The organism is Streptomyces sp. NPDC107581 (genome assembly GCF_055657175.1).
In genome coordinates this window covers 252,076-265,871 of sequence record NZ_JBVKBH010000006.1, presented here as the reverse complement: position 1 = coordinate 265,871, position 13,796 = coordinate 252,076, and the positions used below count along the sequence as shown (strand labels likewise).

General features: G+C 72.8%; 14 protein-coding genes. 10 read left to right on the top strand and 4 right to left on the bottom strand.

What is annotated here, in order from left to right; genetic code table 11:
• The first annotated feature begins 184 nt into the window (after window positions 1-184).
• From ACZ7P3_RS17395 to ACZ7P3_RS17385, 3 genes are all read left to right on the top strand, one after another.
• Window positions 185-1,123: a PAC2 family protein gene (locus ACZ7P3_RS17395; protein WP_472082454.1), complete on the top strand. Its 939-nt coding sequence runs from the start codon at window positions 185-187 to the stop codon at window positions 1,121-1,123.
• A gap of 135 nt (window positions 1,124-1,258) precedes the next feature.
• A complete protein-coding gene (gene coaE, locus ACZ7P3_RS17390) occupies window positions 1,259-1,885 on the top strand; it encodes a dephospho-CoA kinase (protein WP_472082452.1) in 627 nt (208 codons plus the stop codon).
• 201 nt (window positions 1,886-2,086) lie between these two features.
• Window positions 2,087-2,467: a tetratricopeptide repeat protein gene (locus ACZ7P3_RS17385; protein WP_472082450.1), complete on the top strand. Its 381-nt coding sequence runs from the start codon at window positions 2,087-2,089 to the stop codon at window positions 2,465-2,467.
• Between the two features lie 22 nt (window positions 2,468-2,489).
• Here the strand turns inward: ACZ7P3_RS17385 and ACZ7P3_RS17380 are convergent, their stop codons facing one another.
• Entirely contained in the window at window positions 2,490-2,786 is a 297-nt protein-coding gene (locus ACZ7P3_RS17380; RefSeq protein ID WP_472082448.1) for a DUF6343 family protein, read from the bottom strand.
• Between the two features lie 78 nt (window positions 2,787-2,864).
• Between ACZ7P3_RS17380 and ACZ7P3_RS17375 the strand changes: the two genes are divergently transcribed.
• Together ACZ7P3_RS17375 and ACZ7P3_RS17370 are read left to right on the top strand one after the other, a co-directional pair.
• Window positions 2,865-3,776 (top strand): acyltransferase domain-containing protein, encoded by a 912-nt coding sequence (locus tag ACZ7P3_RS17375; protein ID WP_472082977.1) that lies wholly within the window; start codon window positions 2,865-2,867, stop codon window positions 3,774-3,776.
• 74 nt (window positions 3,777-3,850) lie between these two features.
• Window positions 3,851-4,531 carry a class I SAM-dependent methyltransferase gene (locus tag ACZ7P3_RS17370; protein WP_472082446.1) on the top strand — a complete coding sequence of 227 codons (681 nt, stop codon included), beginning with the start codon at window positions 3,851-3,853 and terminating at the stop codon, window positions 4,529-4,531.
• 236 nt (window positions 4,532-4,767) lie between these two features.
• On the opposite strand, the gene ACZ7P3_RS17365 is transcribed toward ACZ7P3_RS17370, so the two are convergent.
• On the bottom strand, window positions 4,768-5,466 hold the full coding sequence (locus tag ACZ7P3_RS17365; RefSeq protein ID WP_472082444.1) for an RNA-binding S4 domain-containing protein: 699 nt from the start codon (window positions 5,464-5,466) through the stop codon (window positions 4,768-4,770).
• A gap of 389 nt (window positions 5,467-5,855) precedes the next feature.
• Between ACZ7P3_RS17365 and ACZ7P3_RS17360 the strand changes: the two genes are divergently transcribed.
• Window positions 5,856-6,578, top strand: a complete 723-nt coding sequence (locus ACZ7P3_RS17360) for a uracil-DNA glycosylase (RefSeq protein WP_472082442.1) — start codon at window positions 5,856-5,858, stop codon at window positions 6,576-6,578.
• A gap of 290 nt (window positions 6,579-6,868) precedes the next feature.
• Here ACZ7P3_RS17360 and ACZ7P3_RS17355 read toward each other — a convergent pair whose 3' ends face one another.
• On the bottom strand, window positions 6,869-7,336 hold the full coding sequence (locus ACZ7P3_RS17355; RefSeq protein WP_472082440.1) for a GNAT family N-acetyltransferase: 468 nt from the start codon (window positions 7,334-7,336) through the stop codon (window positions 6,869-6,871).
• Entirely contained in the window at window positions 7,333-7,746 is a 414-nt protein-coding gene (locus tag ACZ7P3_RS17350; protein ID WP_472082438.1) for a RidA family protein, read from the bottom strand. The genes ACZ7P3_RS17355 and ACZ7P3_RS17350 overlap by 4 nt, the downstream gene beginning before the upstream one ends.
• A gap of 189 nt (window positions 7,747-7,935) precedes the next feature.
• Here ACZ7P3_RS17350 and ACZ7P3_RS17345 point away from each other — a divergent pair, with 189 nt between their 5' ends.
• The 4 genes from ACZ7P3_RS17345 to ACZ7P3_RS17330 all read left to right on the top strand — a co-directional run bounded on the left by ACZ7P3_RS17345 (window position 7,936) and on the right by ACZ7P3_RS17330 (window position 13,718).
• A complete protein-coding gene (locus ACZ7P3_RS17345) occupies window positions 7,936-8,667 on the top strand; it encodes a DUF7873 family protein (RefSeq protein WP_472082436.1) in 732 nt (243 codons plus the stop codon).
• A 536-nt stretch (window positions 8,668-9,203) separates the two neighbouring features.
• Complete coding sequence (locus ACZ7P3_RS17340) at window positions 9,204-11,096, top strand: FUSC family protein (RefSeq protein WP_472082434.1); 1,893 nt, start codon at window positions 9,204-9,206, stop codon at window positions 11,094-11,096.
• Between the two features lie 58 nt (window positions 11,097-11,154).
• On the top strand, window positions 11,155-12,531 hold the full coding sequence (locus ACZ7P3_RS17335; protein ID WP_472082432.1) for an amidohydrolase: 1,377 nt from the start codon (window positions 11,155-11,157) through the stop codon (window positions 12,529-12,531).
• Between the two features lie 20 nt (window positions 12,532-12,551).
• The gene (locus ACZ7P3_RS17330; protein ID WP_472082430.1) at window positions 12,552-13,718 is read left to right on the top strand and encodes a cytochrome P450 family protein; all 1,167 of its coding nucleotides are present in this window, start codon (window positions 12,552-12,554) and stop codon (window positions 13,716-13,718) included.
• The last annotated feature ends 78 nt before the right edge of the window (window positions 13,719-13,796 follow it).

The window sequence follows — 13,796 nt, the reverse complement described above, 5'->3', positions numbered from 1 at the left end:
ACGGACACTGAATCCCATACATGAACGATGTATGTGGATGTGAACGCCAATCTTCGTGAAGGTACGGACCGGATGACGGGGCGTCAAGGTGCGCGGCACGAGAGGCCTGATCAGCGGCACGACGCGGGAATGCGCGCGCCGCAAGGCACGTTGTGAAGGAGGAACACGAGGAGGAGCGGTCACAGTGCTTGATCCGCAGGGTTTGTACGCATGGGAGCCGAAGGGCCTGGCCGTCGTCGACATGGCGCTCGCCCAGGAGTCGGCCGGACTTGTCATGCTCTACCACTTCGACGGATACATCGACGCGGGTGAGACCGGCGACCAGATCGTCGACCGGCTCCTCGACTCTCTGCCCCACCAGGTCGTGGCGCGCTTCGACCACGACCGGCTCGTGGACTACCGGGCCCGTCGCCCGCTGCTGACCTTCACTCGGGACCGCTGGACCGAGTACGAGGAACCCAGCATCGAGGTCCGGCTGGTCCAGGACGCGACGGGGGCGCCCTTCCTGCTGCTGTCCGGCCCCGAACCGGACGTGGAGTGGGAGCGCTTCGCCGCGGCCGTAAGGCAGATCGTGGAGCGGCTCGGCGTGCGCCTGTCCGTGAACTTCCACGGCATCCCCATGGGCGTCCCGCACACGCGCCCCGTGGGTCTCACCCCTCACGGCAACCGCACCGACCTCGTCCCCGGCCACCGCAGCCCCTTCGACGAGGCCCAGGTGCCCGGCAGCGCCGAGTCACTGCTGGAGTACCGCCTGATGGAGGCCGGGCACGACGTTCTGGGTGTCGCCGCGCACGTCCCGCACTACATCGCCCGCTCCGCGTACCCCGACGCGGCGCTCACTGTCCTGGAGGCCGTCACGGCCGCCACCGGCCTGGTGCTGCCCGGTATCGCGCACTCCCTGCGCACCGACGCACACCGCACGCAGACGGAGATCGACCGGCAGATCCAGGAGGGCGACGAGGAACTGACCGCGCTCATCCAGGGTCTTGAACACCAGTACGACGCCGCCGCGGGCGCCGAGACCCGCGGCAACATGCTCGCCGAACCGGTCGACATCCCGTCGGCCGACGAGATCGGGCGGGAGTTCGAGCGGTTCCTGGCGGAGCGGGAGGGCGACAGCTAGGGCGCCAGTCCGGCAGGATCCGCCGGCCCCGCCCCGCCCCGCCCCGCCCCGGTCCCGGGACCGGCCGGCCGGGCCGGACGGCACCGGCCGGTGCCGGGGAGGGCCCTGTCCGTGCCAGGGCCTAAGCTTCCGCTCATGCTGAAAGTGGGCCTGACCGGCGGCATCGGTGCCGGCAAGAGCGAGGTGTCACGGCTGCTCGTGGAGCACGGGGCCGTGCTGATCGACGCCGACCGCATCGCGCGTGAGGTCGTCGCGCCCGGAACACCCGGCCTCGCGGCCGTGGTGGAGTCCTTCGGCCAGGACGTCCTCGCCGCGGACGGCAGCCTGGACCGGCCGAGACTCGGCTCCATCGTGTTCGCCGACCCCGGAAAGCTGGCCGTCCTCAATGCGATCGTGCATCCCCTGGTGGGCGCCCGCTCCCAGGAGTTGGAGAGCGCCGCGGCCGACGACGCCGTCGTGATCCACGACGTCCCGCTGCTCACCGAGAACCGCCTGGCACCGCTGTACGACCTCGTGATCGTCGTCGACGCGAGCCCCGAGACCCAGCTCGACCGGCTCATGCGGCTGCGCGGGACGACCGAGCAGGACGCACGCGCGCGTATGGCGGCTCAGGCGACCCGTGAACAGCGCCGGGAGATCGCCGACATCGTGATCGACAACGACGTACCCCTGGACGCGCTGCGCAAGCGCGTGGCGGAGGTCTGGGACCAGCTCGTGCGCCGGGCACATGCGTCCCGGACGGCAGCGGAGGGCGGCCCGTAGGGCGACGGTGGAGCGTAGCAGCAGGCCGGCATGCGTCTCGGACGGCAGCGGAGGGCGGCCCGTAGGGCGACGGCGGAGCGTAGCAGCAGGCCGGCACGCGTCCCGGACGGCAGCGGGGGACGGCCCGCCGGGCGGCGGCGGGCGCGGAATAGCAGGCCGCGTCAGGGCGTTGAACCCTCGCAGTGAGGGAAGGACTCTGCCGTGCCCGAGACCAGCGGTTCGACCGGACGTACTCCGGAGACGCACGTCATCGATTTCCGCGCCGCCGAGCAACTGCTCAACGCGCGGGATCCGCGGGGCGCGGTGAAACTGCTCGACGGAGTCATCGCCGCCCACCCCGAGAACACCGCGGCCCGTCTGCTGCGCGCGCGTGCCTTCTTCGCCGCCGCTCAACTGCGGCCCGCCGAGCTTGAGTTCACGATCGTGCTGGAGCGCGAACCGGACAACGCGTTCGCCCACTTCGCGCTCGCCCGCACCTACGAACGCCAGGGCCGCCCCGACCAGGCCAAACGCCACTTCCGGCTGGCCGCCGCGCTCGACCCCAACCCGCGGTACCTGAAAGCGGCCCGCTTCGACTCCTGACCGACGGCGAGCCCGTGCCGGGTCAGGGGTGGCGGTGCCGCGGCGGCCCCGGAGGGGGCGGACCGCTGTCCGGCGGCCGATACGGCGGCACGTCCCGGCCCGGCTGATAGTGCGGACCCTGCCGGATATGCCGGAGGATCATGGTCATGTCGATGGTGATCACCACCCACAGCACCCCGCAGGCGGCCGCCCAGCCGGGGCGCCCGACCAGTGCGAACGCCGCCGTGCCGAAGATCGCCCAGACCAGCCCCCACACACTCAGCCACAACCGCGCCCGCAGTGCACTGCGCGCGGTCGCCGGCTCACTGCCCGTACGCATCGGATCACCACTCCTCCCTGCAACGTACTCTTCATCGAGGGCATGCACCAACGACGTTCGTCCAAGGGGGGATGCACCGTGCTGCCGGACGCCGACGACCTGCCCGAAACGCTCCTCGACCTGGCCGTGCCGCACGAGGACATCAACGAACTGATCGCGCTGCGGCGCACGGTGACGGGTGACCCGGGCACGCTGAGGCTCCTCGAGGAGTGCGTCGAGGAACTCCTCCGGGACCAGGGGGAGACCGAGCGCACGCCCCGCCTCGGCGAGCTGCTGGCGTCCGCCCCGGCCGCACTGAACGGCATCTTCGCCGTGTACGTCTTCCTCGCCGCTCTCCCGCACACGCTCGCCCGCCACCGCGAACGGGGCATCCCGCCCGAGATCTCCCGGCGCACCCTGGCCGACCTGGGCCGTCACCTCGCGGTGCACCGCAGGCGGCACGGCCGGGCCGGTGTGCAGTCGCCGCGCTGGCTCGCCCACCACTTCCGCGGGGAGCTGTACCAACTCGGACGGCTCCAGTTCGAACGGGCGCGGCTCGGACAGCACACCGCGCCGGTGATCACGGCGGCCGGCCTGGACGCGGCACCGGGCACGCCCTGTCTGAACCTCCACATACCCGACTTCCACGGTCCGCTGACGCCGTCCGCCTGCGACCGTTCGCTGGACCTGGCCCGGGGGTTCTTCGCTTTGCACTTCCCCGAGGAGCACGTCGAGGCCGTACTGTGCCATTCCTGGCTGCTCGACCCGCAGTTGAAGCAGTACCTTCCCGCCCGGTCCAACATCGTCCGCTTCCAGGAGCGGTTCCGTCCCGCCCGGCAGGACACGGAGCCGGCCGACACCGAGTCCGTCCAGTTCGTCTTCGGCGACCCCGATCTGCCGGTCGCCCAGCTGCCGCGGCGCACGTCCGTGGAGCGTGCCGTCGGTGACCATCTGCGGGCGGGAGGGCACTGGTACATCGGGCACGGATGGTTCCCGCTGTGGGGTGAATGACTCGAACGGGTGAACCGGGGCCGGGTGGGAACGGGCGTGCGGAGGCTGCCCGTTGTTCGGGCATGACAGTCGAAATGCGTGAGGGACACGACGGAACAGGACCCGGTGCGATCACCCCGGACGGTTGCGCGGTCGACCTGTACACGCGGCTACCGGTGGGCGACGAGCCGGACGTCATCGCCGCAGCCGTGCCCGCTGGGGCGCACATCCTGGAGCTGGGCAGCGGAGTGGGCCGCGTGACCCATCCCCTGCTGGAGCGCGGCTTCACGGTCACGGCGGTGGACGAGTCCGCCGAGATGCTCGCCCGCGTCCGCGGGGCACGGACCATATGCGGCCCGATCGAGGACCTGGACCTGGACGAGAGATTCGACGTGGTGATGCTCGCGTCGTTCCTCGTGCACAACGGAGACCTCCAGGTGCGCCGGGGCATGTTGCGCACCTGCGCCCGTCATGTGGCGGAGGGCGGCTGTGTACTCATCCAGCGGGAGGGCGAGGACCATCACACCGACGTACCGAGGGAGCGGGTCGATCCGAGCGGTTTCACCGTGCGGATCGAGTCGTCGGAGCCGGTCGGCGACGGGGTCCACTCGGTACGCGCCGAGTATGTGTTCCCGGACGCGGTCTGGACGCAGACATTCCTTGCCCGGCCCCTGACCAAGAAGCAGTTCGAGGAGGCACTGGCGGAAGCGGGACTTCTGGTGGACGCGTATCTGACTCCGGACGGGATGTGGGTGAGAGCGGTACCGGCGGGCTGAGGGGCGATGCGTTCCCGGGGCCCGGCCGGTCCCCCTCGGTGACAGCAAGCGGGACCGCTTCCCATAGGAGACCCTCATGTCCGAGACCACCGCCGCCCCGCCTCTCCCGCTTCCCCAGCCGCCTCCGGGACCGACCGCCGTCCCCCCGCCCGGATCGCCCGGCGCACGGCGCAGGTGCTGCTCGCGGGAGGGTGCGGAGCCGGGGATGCGGTGGGATGCGCGCCAGGTCCTGCCGTCTACCGGCTCCGGGGCCGCCTGCCAGGCCCGCCGTGTCCTTGCGGCCCGCCCGTTCTGCCCACTCCGCCCTGCTCGCCCGGCCCACCCGGTCCGTTGGGCCCACCCAGTCCGTTCGGCCCGCCGAGTCCGCCCGGCCCACCCAGCCCGCTCGGGCCGCGCAGCCGCTCCAGCTCGCGGCGGTCCCGCTTGGTGGGGCGGCCGGTGCCGCGGTCGCGGAGACCGGCCGGGGCCACGGCCTCGCGGGGCGGGGGAGGCGGGGAGTTGTCGATGTAGCACTGGACGGCCACCGGAGGGCCGACGCGCTTGCGGATCAGACGCTTGACGATCACGACCCGTTCCCGGCCCTCGTGTCGCAGGCGCACCTCGTCGCCGACGCGTACGGAGTGGGCGGGCTTCACACGGTCGCCGTTGACGTGGACGTGCCCGCCACGGCAGGCGGCGGCGCCCAGGGAGCGGGTCTTGATCAGGCGGACGGCCCAGATCCAGCTGTCGATCCGTACGGTCTCGCCCTGGCCCGGCCCGGCGGCCTCGGCGGCAGCCGCTGCGGCGGCCCCGGGACCGGCCGGCTGGGCGTCGGCGGGCCCGGAGTCCGCGGCGTCCCCGGTGTCCCGGGCGTCCCAGGCGTCCCGGGCGGGGATGGTGCCGTCCGGGACGCCGGTGTCACGGTGAACGTTCTCGTCCGCATCCTCGGAAGCCATGCCCCGACCTTAACCCGCTGGGCCGGGACGGCCGGAGGATTTTGGCGGGGGCTGCTCCGGCCCTGAGAGCCGCCGCAGTGCGCCCGGCCCACAACCACGCCGACACCCGGGAAGCCGCCGCGCTTCCGCTCCCTCCCGTGTCACGGTTCGCCCTGCTCCCGGCCTCTCCCTGCTCCCGGCCTCTCCCTGTTCCCGGCCGCTCCCCGTTCCCGGTTCACCCTGTCACCGGTCACCCCGCTCCCAGGTCACCCCGCTCCCAGGTCACTCCGCTTCCCGGGTTCACTCCGCTCTCAGGTCACTCCGCTCCCAGGTCGACCTTGTCTCCTCCCCGGTCGATCCCGCCCCCGGTCCACCCCGCTCCCGCGGGTGCCCCGGCATACGGTGGCGTCATGGACGACAGCAGTGCCCTCGACCGGCTTGACCGGCTCGGTCGGCTCGACCGGCGCGTGGCGGGCTGCCGGGCCTGTCCCCGGCTGGTCGAGTGGCGCGAGGAGGTGGCACGGACCAAGCGGGCCGCGTTCGCCGAGTGGACGTACTGGGGGCGGCCGGTGCCCGGCTTCGGACCGGTCGACGCCCGCCTGGTGATCATCGGGCTGGCGCCCGCCGCGCACGGTGGCAACCGCACAGGCCGCATGTTCACCGGCGACCGCTCCGGAGATGTGCTCTACCAGGCGCTGTACGACGTGGGGCTGGCCTCGCAGCCGACGTCCGTCAGCGCCGACGACGGTCTGCAACTGTACGGAGTCCGGGTCACCGCGCCCGTGCACTGCGCGCCGCCCGCCAACAAGCCCACGCCCGGCGAGCGCGACGCATGCCGCCCGTGGCTGGTCCAGGAGCTGAGGCTGCTGCGTCCGGCGCTCCGGGCCGCCGTCGTGCTCGGCGCCTTCGGCTGGCAGGCCGCACTGCCCGCGTTCGCGGAGGCGGGCTGGCCCGTGCCCCGGCCCCGCCCCGTCTTCGCCCACGGCACCCGAATCGCCCTGGGGGACCTGGACGTCTTCGGCTGCTTCCACGTCAGCCAGCGCAACACCTTCACCGGCCGGCTCACCCCCGAGATGCTGCGCGAGGTCCTGCGCACGGCGGCCGACGCGGCCGGACTGTCCCAGGTGCGCTGACGAGGCACCTTCGGCCGGAGCGGGCACCAACCGCTGGACGGAGCCTGACGGTATGCCGCCGGAGGCGATCGCCGACTTGTACAACGCGCTTTGCTCGATGAGGAGTTGGGGCACGGCACGTACTGCCGGGCGTGGGGGCGCGGCCGGGGTCGTCGGCCGGTTGCACGCCGGAGATCAGTAGCCGGAGCGACTCAAGTCCGTCAGGGCCGCCACTCGTGTCAGGGCCTCCGCATGCGGCAGAGCTGTCACCCGTGTCGGGACGGCCGCATGCGGCAGGGCCGCCCCACCTGTCACGGTCGCCACGCGTACCGCACGTCCGGCTCCCGCTCCTCGTTGCCGCTGCCGTCCGTGTGCTCGACGGCGACGAAACCGTGCCGCTCGTAGAAGCGGTGGGCGGGTGTGTTGACCTGGAAGGTCCACAGGTCGAGCCCGCCCGGACTGCGCTCCTTGGCCAGCGCGACGAACCGGTCGCCGACGCCCCGGCCACGCCAGTCCGGGGCGAGGTACAGCTGGGACAGCAGGTCCCCGGCGAGCACCATCATGCCCACGACGCCGTCGTCGGCCGCCTCCGCCACCCAGGTCTCCCGCGAGGGCACCACGACCTCCCGGATGTAGTCGCGGACCTCGTCGTCGGAGTGTGCCCTGACGACCGTGGGCAGGGCGGCGGCGTAGGACCGCAGCCAGACATCGGCGACGGCGGCGGCATCCGGACCGGTGGCCCGGCGCAGAGCCACCTCCGTACCGGCTCCCGCGCTCACGGACGGGCGGCCTCGGGAACGACCGCCGTGGCCGTGATCTCCACCAGCTGTCCCGTGTACCCGAGGCAGGCCACACCGAGGAGGGTCGACGAGTGGGGTCCGGCACTGAGCCCCGACGCCTCGACCACCTCCCAGACGGCGGAGAGCACCGCGGGCTCGCTGCTGACGACATACACCTCGGTCGACACGACGTGTGCCAAGTCGCTGCCGACCGCGTGCAGTTGCTCCCGCAGATTGCCGATCACCTGCTCGGCCTGCCGCACGGGGTCCCCGACACCGACCACCTCCCCCTTCTCGTCGAGCGGCACGGCCCCGGCGAGGAAGGCGAGCCTGGTGCCGGCCTCGACGACGGAGACGTGCGAGTAGGTTGGCGGCGGGAAGAGAGCGGGGGCGAGTACGCGCTGGATCATGGAAGCTGCTCCTACGACGCTCAGAGGACAACTTCCTGATGATCCGCCGCGTCCGGCTCCGACCGCACCCGATTTATCGGGCGCAGCGGGTGCAGTGGGAGCAGCGGCGGCAGCGGGAGCCGCTCCTGCCGGTCCTACGGGCCGATAATCCCTGGGATTCCGTGCGTTGTCGCTGCTACCGTCCCCGGCGTGGCGAAACTCAACCAGATCATCGCAGTCGAGAAGGGCGTCAAGTCCAAGGCGCAGCAGGACCTGACGTCCGCTCACCAAGGCTTGCAGAAGCCGGCTCTGCTGGCCGGTATCGCGAGGACGTACCAGCCGAAGGACGAGGAGGGCGAGCAGCTGCCGCCCGAGTCCACCCGGGTGCAGGTGAAGGCCGAGGACGTGCTGCGCGAGACCGCGACGATCCTGACCCGGCTCTTCGACGTGACCGCCACCAAGGACTGGGCCAACTGTGCGGCCCGCGCCGATGTGAAGGTCGAGGGCCGGGTGCTCGTCGCCGACGTACCGGTGTCGTACCTGCTGTTCCTGGAGAAGCAGCTCGCCGACCTCAACACCCTGGTCCGCAGGCTGCCGGTCCTGGACGCCTCGGAGTCCTGGGTGCAGGACCCCTCCACCGACGCGTGGAAGACCGAGTCCGTACGGACGCTGCGCACCAAGAAGGTGCCGCGCAACCACGTCAAGGCCGAGGCCACGGAAAAGCATCCGGCGCAGGTCGAGGTCTACTACGAGGACGTGCCGGTCGGTTCCTGGACCACCGTGAAGTTCTCCGGAGCCCTCCCGGCCCGCCGTGTCAATGAACTCCTCGACCGCGTGGAGAAGTTGCAGCAGGCCGTGAAGTTCGCCCGTGAGGAGGCGAACGGCGTCGACGTCGTCGACCAGCGGGTCGGTGATGCCGTGTTCGGCTACCTCTTCGGATGAGGACGACTCCGCTATCCTGAAGACTCCCCGGTCCTTGGTGACCGGGGTGCGCGAGGAGCGCAAGCTGAAGCTGAAGCTTGTCGTGATGGGCGGTCCCCCGGCTGAAGGGCGGACCGCGTTCAATCTCAGACTCTCGCTCCAGACTCAGCATTCGCCGCCGATCGCCGGAACCACCGGGCCCGGACCCCGGTACGCCGAGATGCTGGTTCAAGTCCAGTCCGCGCAGCTCGATGCGTGGTGGTCCAAAGGCAGGACGCGGCGTCATGAGACTGATCCGGGCTCTCCGACGGGCCGGCGTGCGTACATGGGCGGCATCACAGGGCCCGGGGGCAGGCTACGCCCCCGGGTCCGCTCCCGTTTTCGGCCCGGAAGAATTGCGTTCATAAAGAAACCACCCTCCCCGGCACCTTTCACCTCCCCGAAACGTGATCGCTGCGTTTGCTCAAGGAACGCGATCTATCGTGGGCGGCACACCCCACAGCCCGGCCACCGTCGTCCGAAGGCCCACCCCCGCCCTCGTATGAAGCAGGAGCCCCGTGTCGCGCCCCGCCGCACCGTCACTGCCCCCCTGGCTCGCCCACGCGTTCCGCACCCAGCGCGGGCCCGTCCCCTGGAGCGCGGTGACCCGTGGCGCGCTCGCCGCCGGGCCACTGCTGCTCGCCGGTGTGCTCGGCGGCCGGGTCGCCGACGGTGTCCTCGCCGCCATCGCCGCGATGCTCGCCGGCATCAACGACCGGCCCGGCAGCAGGCGGGCCTCCGTCAGGCGGCTCGGCATGCCGGCGACGGCCGGGGCCCTGGGGCTGCTCGTGGGGTCGTACGCCGGGCAGCAGCTTTCCGCCGTACCGCTGACCCTGCTGCTCACCGTGCTCGGACTGGCCGCCGGAGGCATCAGCGCTGTCGGGCCCGTCGCCTCCGCCGCCGGGACACAGCTGCTCGTCACCGCCGCCATCGGCGCGGGGATGCCCGCGGCCGAGAGCGGCTGGCAGCGGGCCCTCGCCTTCCTCGCCGGGGCCGGCTGGCTGCTCGCGCTGCGGCTGGTGCTGCCCACGCCCGGTTCGCTCGCGGGGGGATTCCGGTTCGACGGGGAGCGGGAGGCGGTCGCCGATGTGTACGACGCCGTCGCCGCGCTGCTCGATGCCGTGGGCGGCCCGCGGGCCACCGCCCGGCGAGCCGCGCTCACCGCCGCCCTCGACCATGCCCAGGACGCCCTCGCCGGACCCCGGCTGCGCCGGTACGCAGGCTCCGCCGCCGAGCGCCGGCTGCACGCCCGGTACGCGGCCGCGCTGCCCCTGGCCGAGGCCGCCACCGCCCTCGCCTGGGTGGGCGAGCCGCTCTCCGCGCGGTCGGCGGAAGGGCCCCGGCGGCTCGCCGCAGCGGTCCGCGGCAACAGCGGCACCGGTCCGCTGCCCGCCCCCAGCCGGTCCGTTCCCGCCCTGCGCGCCCTCGACGACGCCCTGCTGCGCGCCGCCGAGGCCTTCGACCGGGCCGAGGCCGGCGACCACCGGCCGCTCGTGAAGGATGCCGCGCGGGCCGAGGCCGGCGACCACCGGCTGCTCGTGCGGCGGCTGGATGTGAAGGACGCCGTGCGGGCCGCGCTCGGCGCCGGCGGGCGCGAGTACGGGCTGCGCGTGGCCCTCTGCTTCGGAGCCAGCGCCGCCATCGCCCAGGCCCTGCACCACACCCGCTGGTACGGGCAGCACCAGCACTGGTACTGGCTGCCCGCCACCGCCGTCTTCCTGGTCAAGCCCGACCTCGGGCCGCTCGCCTCACGTGTGCTGTGCCGGGCCGCCGGGACCGTGCTCGGTGCCCTGGTGTTCGCCGGGCTCGCCGTGCTGCTGCCCCGCCCGGAGGGGCTGATCGTGCTGGTCGCGGTGTGCGGGGCGCTCGTCCCGGTCGCCACCCGGAACTTCGCCGCCCTGACCGCCGTCGTCACCGTCCTCGTCCTCGCCCTGGTCATGGCCGGCGGCGAGCCGCAGGCCTCCGTCAGCCGGATCGGCGAGACGCTGCTGGCCTGTGCGATCGTGCTGGTCGTCGGACATCTGCCGATGCCGGGGGAGCGCGGCGGCGGGGTGCGCGCCCGGCTCGCCGCCGCCGGGAGCGCTGCCCACGTCTACCTCGTGCACGTCCTGAGCGAGTCCGGCGACCGTGCCGAGCGGTGGGTGCTGCGCCGCGACGCCTACCGCACCCTCGCCGAGGCCCGTGCCGCCATCGCGCTCGCCGCCGCCGAACTGCCCGCACTGGCCCGGCACACCGAGGGAACGGACGCCGTCGCAAGCGTCCTCGAAGGGCTGGTCGACACCGCCACGGCCTGCGCCGTGCACCTCGACGACACCGGCGGCCTCACCCCCCGGCACACCCGGCAACTGCAGGAACTGCTCGGCGAGCTGGAGAAGCGCCGCGCGTGGGTCGGAGCGCCGGCAGCCGCATGACACCCGGATACGCGGACCGGCTCACGCCGCGGCCCGGCACCGTCGTACGTTGGGTCCCATGAGCGCCTCTCCCGCCGAGCCCATGAGCGCCTCTCCCGCCGACCTCGTCATCAGCGGCTGCACCGTCCTCGTGCACGACGAGGAGGAGCGGATCGCCTTCCGCGAGGACGCCGCCGTCGTCGTGTCCGGCGGGGTGATCGCCTCGGTGACCACCGCGGCCGCCGCGGCGGGCCTGGCGGCCGTGGAGCGGATCGACGCGCGCGGGCAGGTCGCCATGCCCGGACTCGTCAACTGCCACACACACGCGCCGATGGCCGCCCTGCGCGGACTCGCCGAGGACCTGCCGACCGAGGAGTGGTTCAACGACGTCGTCTGGCCCGTCGAGTCCAACCTCACCGAGAAGGACGTGGAACTCGGGGCCCGGCTCGCCTGCGCCGAGATGATCCGCGGCGGGGTCACCTGCTTCGCCGACCACTACTTCCACATGGACGTGGTCGCCGGTGTCGTCACCGAGTGCGGACTGCGCGCCCATCTCGGCGAGGCCTACTTCTCCACCCAGGGCCCGCGAGGGCGGGAACGCTCACTGGAGTTCGCCCTGAACCACCGAGGCGCCGCCGACGGGCGCATCACCACCGCCCTCGCCCCGCACGCCCCCTACACCGTCACCGACGCCGACCTCGCCGCCACCGCCGACCTCGCCCGCGCCCACGGCCTGCCCGTCCACCTCCACGCCGCCGAGAACCGCGGCCAGACCGACACCAGCCTCGCCCGGCACGGCGTCACCCCCGTGGAAGTCCTCGACCGCACCGGACTCCTCGACACCGACCTGCTCATCGCCCACGGCACCGGCATCATCGAGCGCGACCTGCCGCTCCTCGCCCGCACGGGCGGCCGTACGGCGGTGGCGACCGCGCCGCGCGGCTACCTCAAGTTCGCCTGGCCCGACACCACCCCGGTACGGGCCCTGCGCGCGATCGGCGTCCCCGTCGGACTCGCCACGGACGGCGCCGCCTCCAACAACTCCCTCGACGTGTGGGAGTCGATGGCCCTCACCTCCCTGATCCAGAAGTCCACCGAGGGGGATCCGCGCTGGCTGACCTCCCGGCAGGCCCTGCACCACGCCACGCTGCAGAGCGCCCGCGCGGTCGGCCTCGGCGCGAGTGCCGGCAGCCTCGCACCCGGCAGGCGCGCCGACATCATCCTGGTCGACCTCACCGGCCCGCACACCCAGCCGGTCCACGACCTCGCCGCCACCCTCGTGCACAGCGCCCGCTCGGCCGACGTGCGCACCACCGTCGTGGACGGCCGCGTACTGATGCGCGACCGCGCCCTGCTCACCCTCGATGTGCCCGAGATCGTGGGGGAGTTGGGGCGGAGGCTGCCCGGCCTGGTCGACCGGAGTCATGGGCGGCGCATCCAGGAATACGACACCTGAGTCCGCGTAGGCTGCCTGCCATGGATCTCGCGGACGGCCTCACCGACCACCCCTACGACGTCTACCGACGCCTGCGTGACACCGCCCCCGTGCACCGCTTCACCGGACCGGACGGCACCCCCGCCTGGCTCGTCACCCGGTACGAGGACGTCAGGGCCGCGCTCGCCGACCCGCGGCTCTCGCTCGACAAACGGCACGCCGCGGCGGGCACGTACAAGGGGTTCTCCCTGCCGCCCGCCCTCGACGCCAACCTCCTCAACATGGACCCGCCCGACCACACCCGCATCCGCCGCCTGGTCGGCCGCGCCTTCACCCCGCGCCGCGTCCAGCAGCTCCGCACGCCGATCCGGCGCACCGCCGACCGGCTCCTCGACGCCTTCGGCCCGCACGGCACCACCGACCTCGTCGCCTCCTACACCGCTCCGCTGCCCATCACCGTCATCTGCGACCTGCTCGGCATTCCGGAGGCGGACCGGCTGGACTTCCGGCAGTGGACGGACGGCCTCACGGCCCCCGACCCGGCCCGCCCCCAGGCCGCCAAGGAGGCGATGGCGGCCATGCTCGACTTCCTCACCCTGCTGGTCGAGGCCAAGCGCCGGGCGCCCGCCGACGACCTCCTCTCCGACCTGATCGCCGTACGCGACGAGGGCGACCGGCTCGACGAGCACGAGCTGTTGTCGCTGGCCTTCCTCATCCTCTTCGCCGGGTACGAGAACACGGTCCAGCTCATCGGCAACTCCGTGCTCGCCCTCCTCCAGCACCCGGACCAGCTCGCCGCCCTGCGCAGGGACCCGGGGCTGCTCCCCACCGCCGTCGAGGAGTTCGCCCGCTACGACGGTCCCATGCTGCTCGCCATGCGCCGGTTCCCGGTCGAGGACGTGACGATCGCCGGGATGACCGTCCCGGCGGGCGAGACGGTCTGGGTGTCCCTGTCCGCCGCCGACCGCGATCCCGACCGCTTCCCCGACCCCGACCGTCTCGACCTCTCCCGCGACGCCTCGGGCCAGCTCGCCCTCGGCCACGGCATCCACTACTGCCTGGGCGCCCCGCTCGCCCGCGTGGAGACGGAGATCGCCCTGGCGGCCATGCTCGAACGGTTTCCCGGACTCGCCCTGGCCGACGCGGAGTTGCGGTGGCGCCGCTCGCTGCGGGCGCGAGGGCTGGTGGCACTTCCGGTGACCTACTGAGGCTCGGGCCGGGGCGGCCGGAAACCATCGGCGAGGGGCCGCCTCGAAGGTGCGGGGAAAAGTGACGGGAAAGAATCT